At 42.0% G+C, this 21,075-nt stretch carries 17 protein-coding genes and 1 pseudogene; 17 read left to right on the top strand and 1 reads right to left on the bottom strand.

Features of this window, described 5'->3' with window-relative positions; genetic code table 11:
* The first annotated feature begins 33 nt into the window (after positions 1 to 33).
* The 9 genes from mtrB to BM241_RS06950 all read left to right on the top strand — a co-directional run bounded on the left by mtrB (position 34) and on the right by BM241_RS06950 (position 7,475).
* The gene (gene mtrB, locus BM241_RS06910) at positions 34 to 270 is read left to right on the top strand and encodes a trp RNA-binding attenuation protein MtrB (protein WP_025746753.1); all 237 of its coding nucleotides are present in this window, start codon (positions 34 to 36) and stop codon (positions 268 to 270) included.
* Positions 271 to 298: 28 nt separating this feature from the next.
* Positions 299 to 499, top strand: a complete 201-nt coding sequence (locus BM241_RS06915; RefSeq protein ID WP_092282356.1) for a hypothetical protein — start codon at positions 299 to 301, stop codon at positions 497 to 499.
* 74 nt (positions 500 to 573) lie between these two features.
* Positions 574 to 1,533 (top strand): 6-phosphofructokinase, encoded by a 960-nt coding sequence (gene pfkA, locus BM241_RS06920; RefSeq protein WP_177206115.1) that lies wholly within the window; start codon positions 574 to 576, stop codon positions 1,531 to 1,533.
* A gap of 46 nt (positions 1,534 to 1,579) precedes the next feature.
* Positions 1,580 to 1,999 carry an acyl-CoA thioesterase gene (locus BM241_RS06925; protein WP_025746749.1) on the top strand — a complete coding sequence of 140 codons (420 nt, stop codon included), beginning with the start codon at positions 1,580 to 1,582 and terminating at the stop codon, positions 1,997 to 1,999.
* Complete coding sequence (locus BM241_RS06930; protein WP_394328175.1) at positions 1,996 to 2,952, top strand: asparaginase; 957 nt, start codon at positions 1,996 to 1,998, stop codon at positions 2,950 to 2,952. The genes BM241_RS06925 and BM241_RS06930 overlap by 4 nt, the downstream gene beginning before the upstream one ends.
* A 147-nt stretch (positions 2,953 to 3,099) precedes the next feature.
* Entirely contained in the window at positions 3,100 to 3,972 is an 873-nt protein-coding gene (locus BM241_RS06935; RefSeq protein ID WP_025746747.1) for a sugar phosphate isomerase/epimerase family protein, read from the top strand.
* Between the two features lie 95 nt (positions 3,973 to 4,067).
* A complete protein-coding gene (locus BM241_RS06940) occupies positions 4,068 to 4,949 on the top strand; it encodes a LysM peptidoglycan-binding domain-containing protein (protein ID WP_242948299.1) in 882 nt (293 codons plus the stop codon).
* A gap of 270 nt (positions 4,950 to 5,219) precedes the next feature.
* Positions 5,220 to 6,593, top strand: a complete 1,374-nt coding sequence (gene rlmD, locus BM241_RS06945; protein WP_092282358.1) for a 23S rRNA (uracil(1939)-C(5))-methyltransferase RlmD — start codon at positions 5,220 to 5,222, stop codon at positions 6,591 to 6,593.
* Positions 6,594 to 6,974: 381 nt separating this feature from the next.
* Positions 6,975 to 7,475: a hypothetical protein gene (locus BM241_RS06950; RefSeq protein WP_025746744.1), complete on the top strand. Its 501-nt coding sequence runs from the start codon at positions 6,975 to 6,977 to the stop codon at positions 7,473 to 7,475.
* A 439-nt stretch (positions 7,476 to 7,914) separates the two neighbouring features.
* Here BM241_RS06950 and BM241_RS06955 read toward each other — a convergent pair whose 3' ends face one another.
* Positions 7,915 to 9,909, bottom strand: coding sequence for a right-handed parallel beta-helix repeat-containing protein (locus BM241_RS06955; protein WP_025746743.1), 1,995 nt, complete (start codon positions 9,907 to 9,909; stop codon positions 7,915 to 7,917).
* 337 nt (positions 9,910 to 10,246) lie between these two features.
* Here BM241_RS06955 and BM241_RS06960 point away from each other — a divergent pair, with 337 nt between their 5' ends.
* From BM241_RS06960 to BM241_RS13005, 8 genes and pseudogenes are all read left to right on the top strand, one after another.
* Positions 10,247 to 11,005: an NADPH-dependent oxidoreductase gene (locus BM241_RS06960; RefSeq protein WP_177206116.1), complete on the top strand. Its 759-nt coding sequence runs from the start codon at positions 10,247 to 10,249 to the stop codon at positions 11,003 to 11,005.
* A 282-nt stretch (positions 11,006 to 11,287) separates the two neighbouring features.
* Positions 11,288 to 13,357, top strand: coding sequence for a methyl-accepting chemotaxis protein (locus BM241_RS06965; RefSeq protein ID WP_177206117.1), 2,070 nt, complete (start codon positions 11,288 to 11,290; stop codon positions 13,355 to 13,357).
* A 101-nt stretch (positions 13,358 to 13,458) separates the two neighbouring features.
* Complete coding sequence (locus BM241_RS06970) at positions 13,459 to 14,184, top strand: DUF554 domain-containing protein (protein WP_025746740.1); 726 nt, start codon at positions 13,459 to 13,461, stop codon at positions 14,182 to 14,184.
* Between the two features lie 239 nt (positions 14,185 to 14,423).
* Positions 14,424 to 15,884 carry an MATE family efflux transporter gene (locus BM241_RS06975; RefSeq protein WP_025746739.1) on the top strand — a complete coding sequence of 487 codons (1,461 nt, stop codon included), beginning with the start codon at positions 14,424 to 14,426 and terminating at the stop codon, positions 15,882 to 15,884.
* A 344-nt stretch (positions 15,885 to 16,228) separates the two neighbouring features.
* A complete protein-coding gene (locus BM241_RS06980) occupies positions 16,229 to 17,581 on the top strand; it encodes an MATE family efflux transporter (protein ID WP_025746738.1) in 1,353 nt (450 codons plus the stop codon).
* Positions 17,582 to 17,936: 355 nt separating this feature from the next.
* Positions 17,937 to 19,055 (top strand): radical SAM protein, encoded by a 1,119-nt coding sequence (locus tag BM241_RS06985; RefSeq protein ID WP_025746737.1) that lies wholly within the window; start codon positions 17,937 to 17,939, stop codon positions 19,053 to 19,055.
* Positions 19,056 to 19,170: 115 nt separating this feature from the next.
* A pseudogene (locus tag BM241_RS13125) lies at positions 19,171 to 19,829 on the top strand (ABC transporter transmembrane domain-containing protein).
* 111 nt (positions 19,830 to 19,940) lie between these two features.
* Positions 19,941 to 20,684 (top strand): ABC transporter ATP-binding protein, encoded by a 744-nt coding sequence (locus BM241_RS13005; protein WP_340147907.1) that lies wholly within the window; start codon positions 19,941 to 19,943, stop codon positions 20,682 to 20,684.
* The last annotated feature ends 391 nt before the right edge of the window (positions 20,685 to 21,075 follow it).

A 21,075-nucleotide genomic window follows, 5' to 3' on the forward strand; every position in this document is an offset into this window, starting at 1 on the left:
GTTTAAAACCATCGAGCTTAAGGAGGGATAGCTATGGATGACCAGGCTGTTCTGGGCGACTATATATGCGTTTTGGCGCAGGAAGACGGGGTGAGCATCATTGGAATGACCAGAGGCAAAGATACCAAGTTCCATCACACCGAGAAGCTGGATAAAGGCGAGGTGATGATAGCACAGTTTACCGAGAACACCTCGGCTATTAAGATAAGGGGCAAAGCGAGAATTTTGACAAAATACGGAGAACTGATATCCGGCAGGGACCAGGATTGACTGTCTCCCCAAGAAGGAGGACCTTGCAATGTGGGTGGTAGTGTATATGGCCCAGGGTAAGGAGATGTCCGAAAAGATAGGGGATCTCTTGACAAAAGAAGGGTTTTTGATTAAGATAAAACCCATATACAAAAATGTTGCGCCCGAGGACAATTATTATAAGATAATGGTTCCGAAATCTGAAGCAAGCGAAGCTCATAAGGTATTGATGGAAAATAAGTATTTATAAGGTGTGTTGCATATAGAGACCTGCGAAAGAAATTGTATATTTCTTCCATTCCATGAATAGGGGGAATAAGATACATGAAAACGATAGGCGTTTTGACCAGCGGTGGAGATGCTCCAGGGATGAACGCTGCCATCCGTGCGGTTGTGAGAACGGCAATTTATAACAAAGTACGCGTTTTGGGAATAAAGAGGGGTTTTAATGGATTGATTCGCGGTGAAATCGAAGAGATGGATGTGGCATCGGTGGGCGAGATCATACACCGCGGTGGGACCATATTGCATACCGCTCGATGCGAAGAGTTTAAAACGGAGGAAGGCTTGAAAAAGGCATACAACATTATTAAAATCTTTGGCATCGATGGGATAATAGTCATAGGTGGTGACGGTTCCTTTAGAGGTGCAAGGGATTTAAGCAAGTTTGGCGTGCCTGTGGTAGGCATTCCCGGCACCATCGACAACGATATAGCCTGCACAGATTTTACCATTGGATTCGATACGGCCGTGAATACTGTTCTCGATGCCCTAAACAAGATTCGCGATACCGTAACGTCCCACGAGAGGGTCAATATCATTGAGGTCATGGGGCGTAATGCTGGCGACATAGCGTTATATGCGGGGCTATCTGGCGGAGCGGAGGATATAATCGTGCCCGAGATACCTTTTAACGTTGATAATGTATGCAGGATTCTCATCGAAGGGAAAAACAGAGGGAAGGTATCCTATATCTTGATTGTGGCCGAGGGCACAAAGAATTCATTCCAGCTGGCCAAGGAGGTAGAAGAGAAGACAGGTCTTGAGGTAAGAGTTACCGTACTTGGGCATATCCAGCGCGGAGGCAGTCCTACGGCTGCAGACCGAATACTTGCCAGCCGAATGGGTGCACATGCCGTAAAGTTGTTGCTCAGCGGTAAGAGCAACAGGGTGGTTGCGATACGCGGCTCTCAGATAGTGGACTATGACATCGATGAAGCGCTGTCGATGAAAAAAGAGTTTGATCATGAGATGTATGAGCTGGCAAAGATATTGTCCATTTAATTTGCACTAATTTATAATGTTATCTGCGTTTTTTGGAGATGATACGATGCCTGCAGTTGATACAAAGATTAGAGTTCGGTATAAAGAGACTGATAGAATGGGTGTGGTTCATCATTCAAATTATTACACCTGGTTTGAGATTGGGAGAGGCGAATACATGCGTGCGAGAGGCATGACCTACCGCAGCATGGAAGAAAAAGGGTGGATGTTGCCGGTTATAGAAACCCGATGTTTTTACAAGCAACCGGCCAAGTATGACGATACCGTTATCGTACGCACACGCATGGCTGAATTTAAAGGTGTAAGGCTGAAGATGGAATATGAAGTGATAAGGGAAGAGGATGGGGCATTACTGGCAAAAGGCTATACGGTGCACGCCATCACTGACAGCAATCTCAAGCCTGTTAATATAAAGAAAGCAGACCCTGAGCTGTATAGATTTTTTATGGAATGTTTGGAGAGGTGAATGATTTGAGCGAGGTATTGGTTGAAGAATACAGAGGGGAAATAGTGGAAAACGTGCACAGGGGGTTTATATGCGGCATTTCGGATAGCGGCGAGGTGGTCTATTCAGTAGGGGAACCTGAGCGGGTAACATTTATGCGCTCTACTGCTAAACCCATTCAGGCCATTCCGGTATTTAAGCTGGGTTTGATTGAAAAGTACGGGCTGGAGGGCAGGGAAGCTGCAATACTCTGCGCATCTCATATGGCTGAACCCTTCCATATAGAGGTGCTTGAATCCATAATGAATAAGACAGGCATTCCGGAGGACCTGTTGATATGCAGCGCCGAGCCCAGGAGAATATATCACAACTGCGCGGGCAAGCATTTGGGGATATTAATGCTGTGCAAAGAGCTGGGATATAAAATGGAGGATTACTGGAGCATCGATCACCCCGTTCAGCAGCTCATTAGGGAGCACATCGCTATAATCTCCGGTTATCCTGAAGAGGATATCCAGATTGGAGTCGATGGTTGCGGCGTTCCGGTGTTTGCTATGCCCCTTATTTTCATTGCCAATGCATATCTCAGACTGGCCTGTCCTGACCTTATTAGGGATGCGCAGATTAGATCCGCTGTGGAAAAGATAACCAGGCTTATGAATGCTTATCCCGAAATGATAGCCGGTACCAATCGCGTTTGTTCTCTGCTGCTGCAGGACGACAACATAGTGGCCAAAGGGGGAGCCATGGGGGTTTATTGTTTTGGCCTTAAGAAAGAGAGGCTGGGCTTTGTGCTTAAAATTGAGGATGGCTCTTCTGACGAGTGGGGTATCATCATTGCAGCCATACTTGAGCAAATCGGCTATGACAACAAGGATACCATTCAGAGGCTAAGGGAAGCCTTCCCCGACGAGATCAAAAATGATAACTGCAGGATAGTTGGGACTCGCAAGGTGAAATTTCGACTGGGATAAATAGTATGGCTTCAGGCGGCTAAAGATTATATGAAGATGGCTTTAAACAGCTCCATAATTTTATCATATGGTGGTTGGTAGTTCACGTGGGGCTGTTTGGAGGAAATGAACAAAATCATTTTTAATTAAAGATGGGGGGTAAATAACATGAAGCTGGGGGTCAGTTCCTACAGCTACAGCCGCTGTAAGTTAGATTCGCTAGAGGTGTTAAAAAAAGCGAAGGAAATGGGGTTCGAGGCGGTAGAGTTTGCCGGCTTATCTGCTCCACCGGAAGGCGAGACTTTGCTTACATATGCCGCGAGGGTAAAAGAGGAGGCTGAAAAGCTCGGTATCAAAATTATTAACTATGCCGTGTCCGCCGATTTTATCAACGGTTCAAACGGTGACCTCGAGAAGGAAATAGAAAGGGTAAAGGAAGAGGTCAGGGTTGCAAAGGCGCTGGGAGTGCCATGCATGCGCCATGATGCCACCTGGGGATTTCCAAAAGAATACCGTGGTGCCAGAGGATTTGACGATGCTTTGCCCAGGTTGGCAGAGGGTTGTCGAGCGGTTACGGAGTTTGCCCAGGAGCTCGGGATTAAGACTACGGTGGAAAACCACGGATTTTTCTGCCAGGACAGCGATCGAGTTGAGAAGTTGATAAATGCCGTCAATCACCCTAACTTTGGGGTGCTATTGGATATCGGGAATTTCCTGTGTGCAGATGAGGATCCGGTGAAAGCAGTTGGAAGGCTGCTTCCCTACGTCTTTCACGTACATGTGAAGGACTTCCATGTAAAGTCAGGCATGCTTCCAAATCCAGGGAAAGGATGGTTTAAATCCAGAGGTGGCAATTATCTTCGCGGTGCTATCATAGGGCATGGGGATGTGCCGGTTGTTCAGTGCCTGAATCTATTGAAAAATGCAGGGTATAATGGATTTTTGTCCATTGAATTTGAGGGTATTGAAGACCCCATTACCGGCATTGCAATAGGAGCGGAAAATCTGAAGCGTTATGTTGAAAATATAATGAGAGCATAAATGATTGCAAAAGTAAGCCTGATGGGTAACAGTTCCTTACTTCCCTGAATATATTGTAGTAAAGTAGTAACGCAAAAGGGGGAGGTAATGGAACGATGGAATACCCTATGGACTATTATGCTTTGCAGCAATGTCCTCCTGGTACTATGCCTTATATCATTAGGCCGGGAGATACTTTCTTTTCTCTTGCGAGAAGGTTTAATACAACGGTGGCTGCGATTATTTCTGCAAATCCCGGGGTTGACCCTAACCGTTTGCAGATTGGCCAGAGAATATGCATACCTATGCAGCCGCAATTCCCGCCCTGTCCCGAAGGGAATTTCTACACCATCAGGCCGGGTGATACCCTGTTTGCGATTGCACGCCGTTTCAATGTTTCGGTAGACGATCTCATTGAAGCCAACCCGGGTATTGATCCTCAGAATTTGAGGGTAGGGCAGGTTATCTGTATACCGTTGGCTGTTCCCCAGCCCGTATGTCCACCTGGGACGTTTGTGTATACCGTCAGGGCTGGAGACACATTTTTCTCTCTTGCAAGGAGATTCAATACCACTGTTGAAGCTTTGATGGCAGCCAATCCGGGTGTAGATCCACAAGGCCTGCTGATTGGTCAGAGGATATGCATACCGACCGCTGTATCACCTGTATGCCCAGCCGGTACCACGCCATATATAATAAGAGCAGGTGATGCCTTCTTCAACCTTGCCAGGAGGTTTAATACTACTGTAGAAGCCATCATGGCAGCCAATCCGGGTGTGGATCCCAACAGGCTGCAGATAGGTCAAAGGATATGTATACCGATAGATGCACCGTCCGGATGCCCTGCTGGCACTATGCCGTATATAATAAGGGCAGGTGACACATTTTTCAACCTTGCCAGGAGGTTTAACACCACGGTAGAGGCCATTATGGCGGCCAATCCGGGTGTAAATCCCAACAGGCTGCAGATAGGTCAAAGGATCTGCATACCTGTATGAACATTTTAAATGTTGATAAAAGGGGCCAGCATGTTTATGTTAGGCCCCTTTTTGTATCTTATTTTTGGCGTTTAAGGAATTCTATGTTTTTAGCACGGTAAGCTCTATCTTGTGCTAAAATTTTGTGATAAAGGATGAATTTATACGATAGGATGTGCTAAAATAAGTTAAGGTTGATGCCAGTTTTCTTTGGTATTTTTCTTGCATTACTATTGCAGCAACATAACAATAACTAAGTACTCAATTATAGAAGTAGGGTGAAAGTAATAGATGAAACAAAAAAGGATTCCAGTTAAAGAAAACCAGGAATATGAAATGAATGTTGACGATATAAGCGTCGATGGAGAGGGCATAGGACGCATAGATGGATTTACCATGTTTGTAGAAGGCGCGCTGCCTGGTGAGAGAGTCAGGATCAGAGCTGTGAAAGCAGGCAGGAACTATGGATATGGTGAGCTATTGAAGATAATCATTCCCTCTCCGGATAGGATGCTTCCACCATGCCCTTATGCAAAAAGATGCGGTGGGTGTTCTCTTCAGCACCTTTCATACAATCGCCAGCTTGAGTTTAAAACCCGTAGGGTGCGTGATGCTTTGGAGCGCATAGGGAAAATTACAGGCGTAAAAATACATGACACTATAGGCATGCAGCAATCCTGGAGATACCGCAATAAGGCCCAGTTTCCTGTAGGAATGACTGGCGGTTCACTATCTATTGGTTTCTTTGTACCTAGAAGCCATGATATTGTTGATATAGATAGGTGCATCATTAATCATCAAGTTAACGATAAGGTTATCGAGATTACAAGAAAATTCATAGAAAAGTATAATGTCCCTGTATATGATGAAAATGCTCACCATGGAATTATCCGCCATGTTGTAACTAAGGTGGGATTTAAAACCGGACAGCTTATGGTGATTATTGTAACAAACGGGAGATACCTGCCCTACAAGGACAAGCTGGTTGAGCTTTTAAGGAACAATATACCAGGTATAACCGGCATTGTACAGAATATAAATTCTAAGAAGACCAATGTAATATTGGGCGATGAGAATATTACTCTGTGGGGACAAGGATATATAGTTGATATATTGGCCGGGTTAACCTTTAAGATATCGCCGCTTTCATTTTTTCAGGTAAATCCGGCACAAACAGAGATTTTGTACAGCAAAGCACTGGAATACGCCGGTTTAACGGGTAGGGAGACTGTTATAGACCTGTACAGCGGAATAGGGACCATTTCGCTCTTTCTGGCGCGCAGTGCTGCAAAGGTGTATGGTATAGAGGAAGTGCCCCAGGCGGTACAGGATGCATGGGAAAATGCCAGAATAAACGGTATTGCAAACGTTGAGTTTATAACCGGAAAGGCTGAAGAAGTCATCCCGAAGCTGGTGGATTCTGGTTTGCGTGCCGATGTGGTGGTGCTCGACCCACCCAGAAAAGGATGTGAGGCAGGGGTATTGGAAGCATTAATCCGTATGGCACCGCAGAGAATTGTGTATGTTTCATGCAATCCAGCAACCCTTGCAAGGGATTTGAAGCTTTTAACTGAGCAGGAATATCGGGTGATTGAGGTGCAGCCGGTGGACATGTTCCCGCATACGACGCATGTGGAGTGCGTGACGTTGATGTCAAGGGTGTAAGTCTTGATTTTACTGGATTTGCTGGATTACATTCAACTTATCTACTCGAACTATAGCGCCTAAATGCGTACATGGGAACATATCGAGGGTATATTTTTGTGTGAAATTTTAATTCAAAATTAGGCAGGGTTGAGTTGACAGGGTAGATAAACGATTATATATGTATAGGTTGAAGAGACAGAATGGATGTACATTCTATGTAAGCATTCTTACACTAGAATATACTCTAAAAGAGAAGATTGTAGAAGCCATAAAATAGTTGTCAGCGCAGAAGAAACTCTTTTCAGGCCATACTGGAAAAGAATATAGAAACCCCGTATTAAACGAGAATTTAGACGAGTGTAAGGCAAAAATCGGCAATTTGGAAGTTACTTAGTATGCATGTTTCTAGCATTTGGCTTTGTGATGATGTTAGCCGGATTTCATGCTGAAAGCGATGAAGAACATAAAGTTGCTGCGAATACTGCTATGGTATTATCCGGGGTTTATGCTGTTTTGATTCTGTTGGTGTATTTTGCACAGGCAACGGCAGTCAGACTTGATTCATTAGGGGATGAGGCATTAAGAATCATTGATTATAAACGATTGGGATTATTCTTCAGCTATGATCTGTTAGGGTATGGAGTTATGTCTTTAGCAACTTTTTTCATTGGTCTCACGATTAACGCCAAATCCAGGTCGGATAAGTGGCTAAAAGGGCTGTTAATGGTTCATGGAGCCTTTTTTATAGGTTGTTTTCTTACACCCATGCTTGGGGTGTTTAATTCGAAACAGAGTGGCGTTGATTGGATTGGAACGTTGATTTTAGAAGTGTGGTGTTGCTACTTCCTGCCGATATGCATACTGTCATACCTTCATTTTGCAAATAAGAGTAATAAGTGAAAATTGAGTTTGCTGTAGCTTTGATACGTTTCGTGCAACAAGCAAGGGGAGTGATTAAATGAATACCAAAGCCCTACTTATCGCATTAAAAATAGTGGTATCCTTACTAAATCAGAATGTGTGTGGTAATTCTTTTTTCTGTAAATAAATATGGAGCGAGTATCGTGTTAACTGTAACAGCGATAGTTATTTGGCTTCCGGCAGGCAAATCCAAGCGGCACAAATGTGGTCGTATTGCTTTTTTGGTGCTTGCGCTCGCGTTTGTGATACGAAATATTTCTACAACCGAATTACTTAAGAGCTTTTGTACGTGGAGTAAGTGGTGTTAAGGACGATGATAAAAAAGGACGTCTCCCTCCGGCATTGATAAAGCTTTTTCGTTAATATCCCGGAGATGAGACGTCCACTTATTTATTACATATAACGCTTGTATCGATGATTATAATACTTTAATCTCGTTAGAAGGCGATGCAAAGGGACCCGGGATGACTTGCAGGCCACGATGATTTCCAAAGTAGTCTGTATCAAAGCGTATCGGCGTTCCATCAGGGTTTTCAAAATATTGTTCCGGTTCGAACGCTTTGCCGAGCACCTGAGTGTTGATCATCCGTACGTTGAAATCTTTTATGTAATCGAATATATTTGTGACCAGATAATAGTGGCCGTCCCTTTCCACCAGTTCGACCTTAATCTCCCCATCGCCTTTTTCAACCAGCAGGTAATTCTTTTCCTTTTTCCATGGTTGGGCACCATTCAAGTATGCATTTCCTTCACTCCAGATCGGCAAATGACCAAAGTGTACAGGTTCTAAAGCTCTCATGTCTGGAGGCTTAGAAAAGTCGAACTGCGCAATCCATTCATCATAGGTGGGGTACTCGTCGAAAACGTGGGTGCCGACCTGCCTGTTTTCCCGGATGGTCTGTTGTGAGTCATGATCGTTATGGTCCCTATGGTCTTCAGCTGGCCACTTCTGGACAAATATGTTGTTGTAGAAACGGTTGTCGCCGTGAAGGATGGTCATCCAGCCCATCACTTCCGTACGGTGTGGTATGTGGTATGGCGTGTAACGCCAACCGGTTCCCCTGCCAACTGAGGTAAATGCACCACAGATGAGATTGTGAACCAAAGCCACGCCTTGGGTTGCAAAGCGAAGGCTGACCTCTGAAAGCAGTATATTGTTATCGATCAGCGTTGGACCATGGCTGACTTCAACAAATATATCTTGGCACTCCATATTTCCTTCAAGCTTTTTGATATGCGGCGGCCGCTGGTTATCATGGAGCAGGTTCTGTGTAATGCGCGTGCCCTGTGCTTCCCAGTCGCACCAGATCCCCATTGTGCAATGGTGGATATGGTTGCGGCGTATGATCACATCGATGGCCGCATGCAATTTTATCCCGGCAATTTCTGCACCGCCCAGCTCTTGCATATTATTTATATGGTGGATATGGTTGTCCTCAATGATGCTGAATGCACCGCCCATCCTGCCAATGATGCCGCCCTGTTCACAGTGGTGGATGTTGCAGCGGCGAATTATATGGCTGCCGACTTTTTCTTTCAGCCAACCGTGATATTGGCCGCGGCAAACCGCGTCGCGTTCCATCTGTGTAGGACTTTTTACGTGTTTCTTTGTGAAATAATGGTCGTTGTCAGGATCATAGTATTTACCCAGGGAAATGCCCGCACACCTGCTGTTTGAAATTTCGCAGTCTTCTATGATCCAGCCCTTGCTCCAGTGAGGGCCGATCATGCCGTCTTGAAAGGCTGCTGGCGGTGCCCAGGTGGTAGCTGCTTTATCGATCTTGAATCCTCTGACGGTGATATAGCTGACGCCTGGCTTAGATGGCATAAAGCACCTGCGGCGTACTGTGATCTCTACATTTTCCTCATTTGGATTCAGCCCTTGGAAATTGGCATAAATGATTGTCTCATCGGTTTCTGGGTCCTGTTCTGTATACCACTTATAAATGGATTCTTCCGGTACCCAGCTGTACTCATAAACTTCGCCTTTGAGACATTCTTCCAAAGTGGAGGCTTCATACATCGCTTTGTCATTTAAGAAAACGCAGCCAGTATGTTTAAGTGGCCTAGCGAAATACCAGTCTCCAAATACAAAGGTAGTATAGGGATTGTAATCGCCGAAGAAGCTGTTTGGGATGCGGCATACCCAGACATTTCCTTCGTAATGCTTCCAAGTTTTTACCTGTTCTGCTCCGGTAATCACAGCACCGAGAGGTACAATACTAGTATAAGTGATACGGGCATCTTCGGTGCCGGAATGAACCGGGTCTACATACTCCCGGTAAATCCCAGGAGCTACCAATATTTCATCTCCGGGAAGCGCCACCTTTGCAGCATCGTTGATGCGTTTAAATGGCCTTTCCTTGGAACCGTCACCGTCTCTCTCGGCATTTACGTCTACATAATATTTCATGACAAAATTCCCCTTTATTTGGTATTTGTGTATACTGCACTTGCTTAAATTATATCACAATGAATTTACAAAATGTAGTTTTATTTTCCTGTTTTATAAAAATTATTGGGAAAAATCCTAACACGCATTTTATACAGGGGAGATTATGCCAACAATGCTATTACAATTACGAGATACATTTGGTAGCGCGAGCATAATATCGGATTGCATGGTGTGTAGATCCAACATGTTGACATTGAGCGCATTGTGTTGCTAAAAAACAAGAGTTTTTACCTGCGAAAAGAGGATTATATTATATATATATAGCAACAGACAAAAAGAAGAGGAGGATTATGAGATGGACATAAATGAAACCATTCGAACGCAACTTGCGCATCGTACTATCAGGGAGTTTAAGGATCAGAAGATTCCCCGAGAGATTTTTGAACTGTTAATGGAAGTCGCAAGGCGCACGGCGACATCTACCGGCATGCAAGCCTGTTCCATTATCCACGTCACGGATCCGGAAATCAAAAGCAGGATTGCCGAAGTTTGCAAGCAGGAGTATGGGGCAAGAGTCCCTGAACTCCTCATTTTTATCGTGGATCAATACAGAAACGATCAAATAGCAAAAGAGAAGGGCTGCTTCGTAGAAACCGCCAGGGATATGGATCGCTTTTTTGCAGCGTTCACCGATGCGTGTATAATGGCTCAAAATGTTGTAATAGCTGCAGAATCCATGGGGCTGGGGACGGTATATTTAGGGAGCATTCTCAACGATTCTGAGAAAATCTGTGAGCTTTTAAAACTGCCAGAGTTGACATTCCCGGTTATAGGCCTTGGTTTGGGATATCCAAATCAAAATCCGCAGCTTAAACCTAGAATGGAAATGCGGCTTAGGGTTTTTGAAAATACCTATACAGTTTTTGAAAACTATCTAGATGAGATCAAAGAATACGATGAAGAAATGCGTACCTACTACGATCTAAGGGAGCCCGGCAGGCCGGTTGATAGTTTCAGCAACCAGGTGGTTGTCAGGCTTAAACAGTATAATCCCAAACGCCAGGAAATACTGAACGTTATCCGCAAACAAGGCTTTGATCTTATGATAAAATAAGTCAATTTAAGCCATTTTTTTGATATATCGACCTTGATTACAGGTAAATAACTTATATGAGGCTATAAATTCAAGGAGGATGGGTATGAGGAAGTTATAAATTGCAAACGCAGCGGTATAATTTGTGCTGTAACACGATATAGACGACGTTACATTATAGTGCATGGCATATAAATCTAGGTAGTTAAAATGTACAAGCATGAAATCAAAGATTGGGCCAATAAGGTAGGCAACAATAATAGCCCTATAATGACAAAAATTGAGCTAATAGGAGGTGTAACGGTGAAGATTAAACATAAGATAAGTTTAGTTGCTATAATAATGTGCGTAGTATGCGTTGGAACAATGTGGGGATTGAATAATTTTATATCGCTGAAGTATTTAGAAAACACTATACAAGATAAGGTGATAGCTGAGGTAAAACTAAAAGCCGGCGATATAGATGCATGGATATTCAAAGAAAAGCAAAACTTGGAAATCGTAGCTGAAAGGGTAATACTGGCCAAAAATTATGAAAAAGATACATTGTATAAAGTCTTAGAAGAAACGGGTAAGATGGGCTTTGAAAACCTATATTACCTAGCATTTGAGGATGGAACATTTATTGACGCATCCGGGCGGGTGCCGGATGATTATAATCCTTTAACTAGGGAGTGGTATGTCAAGGCAAGAGAGAATAGTGGGCAGATTTATGTGTGTGACCCATATGTAGATGCCAAGACAAAGAATCTGGTCTTAACGTTGTCTAAAGAAATTACGCTAAACGATGGCAGAAAAGCGGTGTTGGGAGTAGACATGCAAATATCGCATATAGACCAATATATAAATTCTATTGGAAAATATACAGTGGATGCTGAATCTTCGGCTACTCTGAGCAATGCGAGCTATGAAAGCACATTGGATAAGGCTAAAGAATCGTATTACATATTTTTAATAGATAGACGAGGCAATATAATCAGCCATCCAAATCCGGATTTTTCAGCCAAACCCAATAAAATAACCAGAGCAGCAGAGATATTAGAAGGGAAACTTGATAACTTAATAAAGTTATCAAGTGTATCATTATATCAAAGAATAATAAAGGATTACGACGGGAAAGAAAGGGCCTTTTTCTTTGATAAAGTAGATGAAACGGGTTGGGCTATAGGGATAGCAGTCGATAAAGGCGCAATACTTGAGGCAAAAGATAAGTTTGAAAAGATTACCTTATTTATATCCATAATATTCTTGTGCGCATGCATAGGAGTTTCTTTCGTTATAGCAAATGGTATAGCTAGACCGATTATGATGACCAGGACGATGGCAGATAATATATCCAATTTAAAATTGAACATAGATGTAGACGATAAATATTTAAATAGAAAAGATGAAGTAGGCGAGATATTTAGAGCTTTTAAGGTGATCATAGAGAAGTTAAGGGACTTTACGGCTAATCTAAAAGAGCTATCGACTATAAATAATAAAATTTATAACACTACCTTGGAGAAGATAACTACGCTATTAAGCCTTTCGGAAGAAGTATCAGCTACTACGCAAGAGCTATCAGCCGGTATGCAAGAGACCAGTGCGACGGCTGAATCTATATCTCAGTCAGCCACTGACTTAAATAGAGCAATGTCCATGTTTGCCAGCAAAGCGGAAGAAGGAGCAAAGACTGCCAATGAAATAGCCAGAAAGGCAGCAGAGTTGGATGAACAGTTTAAAGAGTCTAAAGATAATACGATGAATATTTTGGGTGTGGCTAAAAATGAAGTTGAGTCTGCCGTAGAGTCTGCGAAGAGTGCGGAACAGGTTAGAATGTTAGCGGAGACAATTTTAAGCATAGCGGCAAAAACGAATATATTGTCCTTAAATGCTTCTATAGAAGCAGCTAGAGCAGGTGAGGGAGGTAGAGGGTTTGCAGTTGTAGCAGAGGAAATAAGGAGATTAGCAGAAGATTCTAATAGATCGGCGGGAAGAATAAAGCAGTTTGCGGAGGACATAGATACATCGGTAAATAGGCTGATTTCAGCTACAAACAACCTATTAAAGTTCCTTGATGAAAATGTTTTAAAGGATTATAACTCGATGTTAAATGCAATAGAAAATTATAGAAATGACGGGGCCGTCTTAAGTGGAGTTTTAGGGGAATTGTCAAGTACGGTAGAGCAACTTAAGGCAACCGTAAACTCTGTGGCAACGGCAATAAATGATGTGTCTTCAACAATGCAACAGGCAACAGCAGCTATAGCTAACATTGCCGAGCAGAATAGCGAAATGGTAAGTGCAGTACGGGATATAGATAACGCTATGAAGATGAATACGGAATCATCCAATAAATTAGCAAGCATGATAGCGCAGGTTGAGCTGTAGCTAGCTACCCATCGTTTAAAGAAGCCAAAGCTTGCAAATGCCTTTTGTTGAATGTGTGGAAAAGACGTTAAGTGAGATAAAGAATTTCACGGGGGTGGAAGATGATCGGGTTAGGAACCATAGTCAATACGTTAGGAATAATCGGTGGCGGCTTATCGGGGATGCTTTTCGGTAAGCTGTTAAAGGATCGCCATCAGGAGTCTTTAAAAATAGCCTGTGGAATCAGCGTTATATTTATAGGGATTGCCGGAGCTATGGAAGGGATGTTAACCATAACTGATGGAGCTATCAATAGCGGTCAGGCTATGATGGTGACTCTTTGCCTTGCACTTGGTGCGCTGATAGGCGAAATCATCGATATTGAACATTTTTTTGAAAAGTTTGGCGAATGGTTGAAGTTTAAGACCGGGAATTCAAGAGACAGCAAGTTCGTGAACGCCTTTGTAACGGCGTCATTGACCGTTTGTATCGGGGCTATGGCCATTGTCGGTGCTATTGAGGATGGACTAACCGGCGACTGGTCCATACTTGCAACTAAAGCAATACTCGACTTCGTCATCATCATGGTGATGACCTGTTCCCTTGGGAAAGGGTGTATCTTTTCTGCCATTCCGGTTTTAATATTCGAAGGGCTGATAACGGTCCTTGCATCGTTATTAAAACCGGTAATGACGGATTTAGCTATGAATTACCTTTCACTTGTTGGTTCCATTCTTATTTTCTGTGTGGGGATAAACCTTGTATGGAGTAAAAGGATCAAAGTTGCGAATATGCTCCCTGCAATTGTGCTTGCTGTAATTGCCGCCTTTTGGCCGGCTTTATTTTGACAAAACTAGAGTTTGTGTAGACAAAACCCCGTCCAAAGGTACCAAGCATGGACGGGATTTTTACTACCATAGCCAGAAAATCCTTCCACAAATTCAAGCTTTATATAAAGGCATGCAGCAATTCACACGTGAAAAATAAATTCACGACTGCTGGATTGTCTGTGTATGCAAGCCTAGACTACGTTTTGCCTTTATGGTAGAATGATACTTGTTGAAAAAAGCAGGGTTGGGGGTTATATATGAAGCAACGTGCATCATCAAGCGCTTTTAACAAGTTTCGCAACACATTTATAGGGGATCGTGAGTTTTACATTACAGTATTTGCGTTAGTGTTACCGCTTATTGTACAGAATGCCATCTCAAATTTCGTAAACCTTCTGGACAACCTAATGATAGGCCGGCTAGGTACGCCTCAAATGTCGGGAATCGCCATTGCCAACCAGCTTATATTTGTATTTAATCTGGCTATTTTTGGCGTCCTTTCTGGGCCAGGTATATTCGGTGCCCAGTTTTTTGGTGCAGGAGATAATGAGGGCTTGCGTCATACGGTGCGCTTCAAATTGTGGACTGTTGCTATTACTTTGGTGGTTTCAATAGCTGTATTTTTGACCTGTGGAGATCAATTGATTGCCCTGTATCTGACTGGTGAAGGGGATGCCATCGAAAGAGCAGCTACCCTCGAGTACAGCAGGAGTTACCTTCACATAATGCTATGGGGACTACTACCGTTTGCCCTATCTCAGGTATATGGCGGAACGCTCCGCGAGATGGGAGAAACAATGCTTCCGATGAAGGCCAGCATGGCTGGCATAATTACCAATCTCTTCCTGAATTACATGCTGATCTATGGAAAGCTTGGATTCCCGGCTTTAGGCGTTGACGGGGCAGCCATAGCAACGGTTATTTCACGCTTTGTGGAAGTTGCTATTATCATAGTATACACGCATAGGCATCTTGAAAGATTTCAATTTGTTGAAGATTTGTATCGAACGGTAAAGATTCCTAAAGGCCTTGCTTTTAATATAATCAAGAAGGGGATGCCACTCTTTATAAATGAGCTGTTGTGGTCATTGGGCATGACCACTTTGATGCAGATATTCTCAACTCGGGGACTAAATGTAGTTGCTGCCCTCAATATAACTAGCACCATAACGAATTTGTTCAATGTGGTCGTTTTTTCTATGGGCACTGCCGTTGCTGTTATGGTTGGCCAGGCTCTTGGGGCCAACGATATTCCGCGCGCAAAGCAAACCGCATGGAGGCTTATATTTTTCAACGTTTGTGTTTGTATTGTTGTTGGCAGCCTGCTTGCTGTTTTGTCGCCGGTCATTCCGTATATATACAATACTACCGATGATGTGCGCAGGCTGGCTACCCGTTTCATGCAAACAAGTGCCATGTATATGGCAGTTAATGCGGTGAGTCACTGCGCGTACTTTACCATACGATCAGGGGGTAAAACATTCTTAACGTTCCTCTTTGACAGCGTCTATACATGGACTGTCTTAGTTCCATTCACCTATGTACTTACACATTTTACAAGACTGACCATTTCGGTGCTTTATCCGATTTGCTGTTTGGCTGACGTTATAAAGTGCATAATCGGGATAATCGTTGTTAAAGACGGGCGTTGGGCACAGAATATGGTTTCGGATGCCGTTTATGATAGATGTATTGAACCCTATGTTGATGCTGTGTAGATGGTTAGATTAGCCTTTTTACGTTAGACTTGCTTTGTCATTTCAACGATTCATATGATTACGCGTAGGATGGGGCAATAAAGATAGTAAATTCATAAATTTCAGTTTATTTTCGACAAGGCAACCACTAATAACGGTTGCTTTGTTGTTTGATTGTGCTATAATACTTACTATTGGATGCAAGATAGACCCTGCTTGTATTGGGGCCATATGATTGAATAAGTGAAGATTGGTGCCATTTAAAGAAGTAGAAGAATAGGCGAGGGGAAATACAGCTTAAGTCAAAATAATGAATATAATAAGTAAAAGGAAGAGAATGCTGTTATGTTATCCAAGAAACACGAATGGACATGTGCAGCGGACCGCTGTTCAGCAAGATATTGATTTTCGCATTGCCCATCATGGCAATGAATATATTGCAGCTGCTGTTTAATGCTGCAGACATGATAGTTGTCGGGCGCTTCTCGGGCAGAGAAGCACTGGCTGCGGTAGGTGCTACGGGTGCTCTTATAAACCTTATAGTTAACACGTTTATGGGATTATCGGTAGGTACAGTTGTCGTTGTGGCGCAGGACTATGGGGCTGGCCGAATGTCGCGATTGAGAGACTCTGTTCATACCTCCATAGCTATCAGCATAATAAGTGGCTTGCTTGTTATGGTAATAGGATTAGTTTTCTGCAAGCCGATGCTAATCCTAATGGGCACTCCGGAGGATATATTGGATTTGGCGGTACTGTATATGAAAATCTACTTTCTAGGAGTTCCTGCCATGATGGTATATAACTTTGGTGCTGCCATATTGCGAGCTGTGGGGGACAGCCGACGACCGATGTACTACCTTACCATTTCGGGAATGGTGAACGTAATACTCAATCTGTTCTTTGTAATTGTGCTGCACATGACTGTCGATGGAGTAGCTTGGGCTACGGTCATATCCCAGTTCCTCTCGATGGCGCTAGTTATGATCTGCCTGCTGCGGAGCAATAGGGGCATACGCTTTATACCGCGCCAAATGCGTATTGAAAGGCATAAATTGAAGGAAATTGTGAGAATTGGATTGCCCGCGGGGTTACAGAGCCTATTGTTCTCCATTTCCAATGTAATGATCCAGTCAGCAGTCAATTCCTTCGGCTCCATTATGGTGGCAGCCAGCTCTGCTGCAGGTAATGTAGAAGGGTTTGTTGGCACCACAATGAATGCCTATTATAATGCTGCCATTACTTTTACCGGACAAAACATGGGTGCCAAGAAATATGATAGAATTGATACCATTGCAAAGATATGTACGGTTCTAATCTTTGCTACATGGATTCTCCTGAGTGGCTCCATATTGCTTTTCGGTAGGTGGCTGCTTGGCATGTTCACGTCCGATCCTGAGGTCATCGAACTTGGCATGTTGCGTATGAAAGTTTTAATGGTTGCATACTTTACCTGTGGCATTATGAACGTATTTCCGGGTCTGACCCGTGGCATGGGCTATTCTGTATCGCCTATGATTTGCACGCTGTTAGGAGCCTGTCTGCTACGTATCGTTTGGCTGAAAACTGTCTTTGCCTGGTATCCCACGGTGGTTATGCTTTTTGCCTGTTATCCGGTTACCTGGGGATTGGCAGGGCTTGGCCAGGTAGGTATCTTCCTTTATGCACGGTATCGGATTCGGAAAAATGCCGCAATTACAGCTGAGTCCGATATATAGTGCTTTTGCCGCTTTCAGATTTGCTGGAAGAAGGCTTTTCAATGATATTCAGTTGCTCCAGCATTTCACTGACTTCTTCTGATATTATACCACTAAGCTATTCTAGCTTAGCATAAATTATAAAATATAGCAGGTATTCATAGAAAACTTTTTTGGAAGGTATATTGACTTACTATAAAAATCAGAGAAGTACGATTTATACCCAGGAGATTCATTGCATATTCGCTCTAATGAAATGCACAATTGGGAGAATAATACGAATAAGGCAAATACGGTTCAAAAACCGTTGCGTTTCATGTATTTAGATGATACAATTTAAATTCATGAAAGCAAGATGCACTAGAGGGGGACAATCATGAAGATTTCAAAGAAAGATGCGTTGATGTGGTTTGAGTTTTTTGCGCAGCTGCCGGAAGATGAGGAGATAAGCGCAAAACATCAAGAAATAATCAATTCTACTTTTGCACAGATTGAGGCTGCAGTCGAACACAGGAATAGTTTATTGATGTCTCAAATTAAAGGTTTAAAGACTTTAAAAAACAGGACTTATTTTGTGGGAAACGACGATAAATTTCCAAAAGGATGTATTTCCTGCTTGTTTGGCACCGGCCTTAATGCGATTCGAAAGACCAATAAATGCAATTTAAACTGCAAGTTCTGCTACGATTATGGGCAGCTGGATGATATCCCACCGGTAGGTGAAGATGTGTGGGAAATAGGGGGCACTAAATTTTATGAGAAGGATATCGACTTGCTACTTTCCATCTACCAAAAGCCCACCGGCGTCTCGTATGTTTATTTAGAGCCATTTATGGAAATAGAAAAGTATTATTCGGTTATAAAGAAATTTAGCGATGCTGGAATTTACCAGCATCTATACACAAATGGCACTTTGGCTACCGAAGAGACATTGAAAGCACTGGGGGAAGCAGGTCTTGACGAAATACGCTTTAACCTGGCGGCTTCTAACTGTTCGGATAAGGTTATTGAAAATATTGCTATAGCCAAAAAATATATTAAGAGCGTAGGCATCGAAAGTCCGATGACGCCAGAATTCTTTGAAGCGTTTTTGAAGAAAAAGCAGATGATCCTGGAAACAAAGCTGGATTTCATCAACTGTGCAGAACTGCATTTAAATGAGAACAATATATACAACTATTATGGTGAAAATATGTATATTTCCAGGTTTGGCTATATTTCACCCATTTGGAGCCGCGAACTGACCCTGAAGCTCATGAAAATAGCCGATGAGGAAAAATGGGATTTGGTGGTCCATGATTGTTCCAATTATACGAAGTTTGCCAGGGGGTTAAACTGGGGCAGCAAAGCGGGTATGGCGTTTGGGGCCAGCAATTATGGCTGTGAGTTTTCCAGGATTCCGTACGAATTTTTTATACCAATATTAAGTGATGACAGTTTTAAATTTCTAAGTGAAGAAGAACTGCCTGATGATTATAAACCGGAATTAATTTAGTTCATAAGGTGATAATACGGAAGTTCTGTACTTTGAGGATGCAACAGCTACCTTGTTGTTTTTCAGTTGTTGGTTGATCATGTTAAATGATTCTTTCATTAAAGTTGGTGTTATAATGCTTGGATTAGTTGCTGTGCAAACTGCTTGTAATTTTTTTGTCGATTATCAAGGTCATGCAATGGGGGCTATGGTGGAAAGTGATATGCGCAGCGAATTATTTGAATATTATCTAAAATTATTCTTTAGTTTCTATGATGAGCGAAAAAATGGACAACTAATGTCTGGAATTACCAATGATTTATTATCATTAGCAGAATTATACCATCATGGTCCTGAAGATTATATAATATATTTAATAAGATTTATTGGTGCATTTGTTATCTTAATCAATATAAACGCTAAATTAACTTTAGCAGTTTTTATCTTTTTACCAATAATGGCTATTTATATAAAAAATTAAAAGCTGAGTTAAAAAGAAATTATGATAGAATTGGAGATATCAATGCACAAGTTGAAGATACCCTTTCAGGTATAAGGGTTGTAAAATCATTTGCAAATGAAGAAATTGAAAAAGAAAAAAGTCGGTTTCTTGGTAGCAGGAAAAATATTTACAGAAATGAAGCATACTTGTATAATGGAGTAAATACTTTTATACAACTTATCACAATTACTGTTATTGTTTTTGGTGGTGCCAGTATTGTTAATGCTACTTTAGATCTGGCTGATTTGATAACATTTTTATTATATATTGGCTACTTTATTGAACCCATTTAAAAATTAAATCATATTACTACACAATTCCAGCAAGGGATTGCTGCTTTTGAGCAATTTATGGAAATATAGGAAATAGAACCAGATATAGAAGATTCGGAAAATGCTATTGAATTGAAAGACGTACAAGGAAATGTAAAGTTTAAAAATGTGTGGTTTAAATATACTGGGAGCACTGATTATGTCTTGAAAAATATATCCCTCAACGTAAAGGCTGGAGAATGTATTGCATTAGTAGGATATTCCGGTGCTGGCAAAACAACATTATGTTCACTAATTCCTCGTTTTTATGAAGTAAGCGAGGGAGAAGTATTAATCGATGGCATAAATATCAGGGATATTAAGCTGAAATCTTTAAGGGAGAATATTGGTATTGTACAACAAGATGTTTATTTGTTTTCTGGGACAGTATTGGATAATATCCGATATGGGAAGCCTAATGCAAGTAAAGATGAAGTCATTGAAGCAGCTAAAAAGGCCAATGCCCATGATTTTATCATGGAATTACCGGATGGTTATGAAACATATATTGGACCACGGGGTGTTAAATTATCTGGAGGTCAAAAACAAAGGTTGAGTATTGCACGGGTTTTCTTGAAAGATCCACCTATTTTAATTTTTGATGAGGCAACTAGTGCACTGGACAGTGAAAGTGAAAAAGTTATTCAGGATTCATTGGAGCTTCTAGCTAAAAATCGTACAACATTTGTCATAGCTCATCGTTTATCAACAATCAGGAATGCAAAAAGGATCGTTGTATTAACAGACAATGGTATTGCTGAACAGGGAACTCATGAAGAATTAATGGCATTGAATGGCACCTATGCACATCTGTATAATATGCAATTTAGAATTTAAGAGGATTTAAAATAGGTTTAATCGGTAATACGTACAGTATTACCGATTTTTTATAAAAGCGTTATCACTCGCAATATAAATGGTTGTTATGAGGATTTATTTACATAATTGGTAAACTAAATTTGAGTAAAGTCGCTTTTCTCAAGCTTTAAATCATCATCGGATACTTTTATTACGATAGTATTTCCCGATGTGCTTACTTTCCTTTAAAAACAGGACATCTTAGGGATTCGAACCCTGCATTGAGTTACCAAACCACTCCGAGCTTTGCATAATCCGGCTTTTTTCATGGGAGTATAGAAGAGCAACTATGCTATCTATTATTTGGTTGATATTAACTGGATGGATACGAGAGCCGAGTGGGCAGGCTTAAGAGGTATTGGTATAGTTA

The organism is Caldicoprobacter faecalis, assembly GCF_900115765.1.
GTDB lineage: Bacteria > Bacillota > Clostridia > Caldicoprobacterales > Caldicoprobacteraceae > Caldicoprobacter > Caldicoprobacter oshimai.

Excerpts from the sequence above, each read along its gene's own strand:
- BM241_RS06950 (WP_025746744.1), top strand. The coding sequence starts at position 6,975 with ATGTTTCTAGCATTTGGCTTTGTGATGATGTTAGCCGGATTTCATGCT.
- BM241_RS06980 (WP_025746738.1), top strand. The coding sequence starts at position 16,229 with ATGGACATGTGCAGCGGACCGCTGTTCAGCAAGATATTGATTTTCGCA.
- mtrB (WP_025746753.1), top strand. The coding sequence starts at position 34 with ATGGATGACCAGGCTGTTCTGGGCGACTATATATGCGTTTTGGCGCAG.
- BM241_RS06940 (WP_242948299.1), top strand. The coding sequence starts at position 4,068 with ATGGAATACCCTATGGACTATTATGCTTTGCAGCAATGTCCTCCTGGT.
- BM241_RS06960 (WP_177206116.1), top strand. The coding sequence starts at position 10,247 with ATGGACATAAATGAAACCATTCGAACGCAACTTGCGCATCGTACTATC.
- BM241_RS06955 (WP_025746743.1), bottom strand. The coding sequence starts at position 9,909 with ATGAAATATTATGTAGACGTAAATGCCGAGAGAGACGGTGACGGTTCC.
- BM241_RS06925 (WP_025746749.1), top strand. The coding sequence starts at position 1,580 with ATGCCTGCAGTTGATACAAAGATTAGAGTTCGGTATAAAGAGACTGAT.
- BM241_RS06975 (WP_025746739.1), top strand. The coding sequence starts at position 14,424 with ATGAAGCAACGTGCATCATCAAGCGCTTTTAACAAGTTTCGCAACACA.
- BM241_RS06985 (WP_025746737.1), top strand. The coding sequence starts at position 17,937 with ATGAAGATTTCAAAGAAAGATGCGTTGATGTGGTTTGAGTTTTTTGCG.
- BM241_RS06915 (WP_092282356.1), top strand. The coding sequence starts at position 299 with ATGTGGGTGGTAGTGTATATGGCCCAGGGTAAGGAGATGTCCGAAAAG.
- BM241_RS06935 (WP_025746747.1), top strand. The coding sequence starts at position 3,100 with ATGAAGCTGGGGGTCAGTTCCTACAGCTACAGCCGCTGTAAGTTAGAT.
- rlmD (WP_092282358.1), top strand. The coding sequence starts at position 5,220 with ATGAAACAAAAAAGGATTCCAGTTAAAGAAAACCAGGAATATGAAATG.
- pfkA (WP_177206115.1), top strand. The coding sequence starts at position 574 with ATGAAAACGATAGGCGTTTTGACCAGCGGTGGAGATGCTCCAGGGATG.
- BM241_RS06970 (WP_025746740.1), top strand. The coding sequence starts at position 13,459 with ATGATCGGGTTAGGAACCATAGTCAATACGTTAGGAATAATCGGTGGC.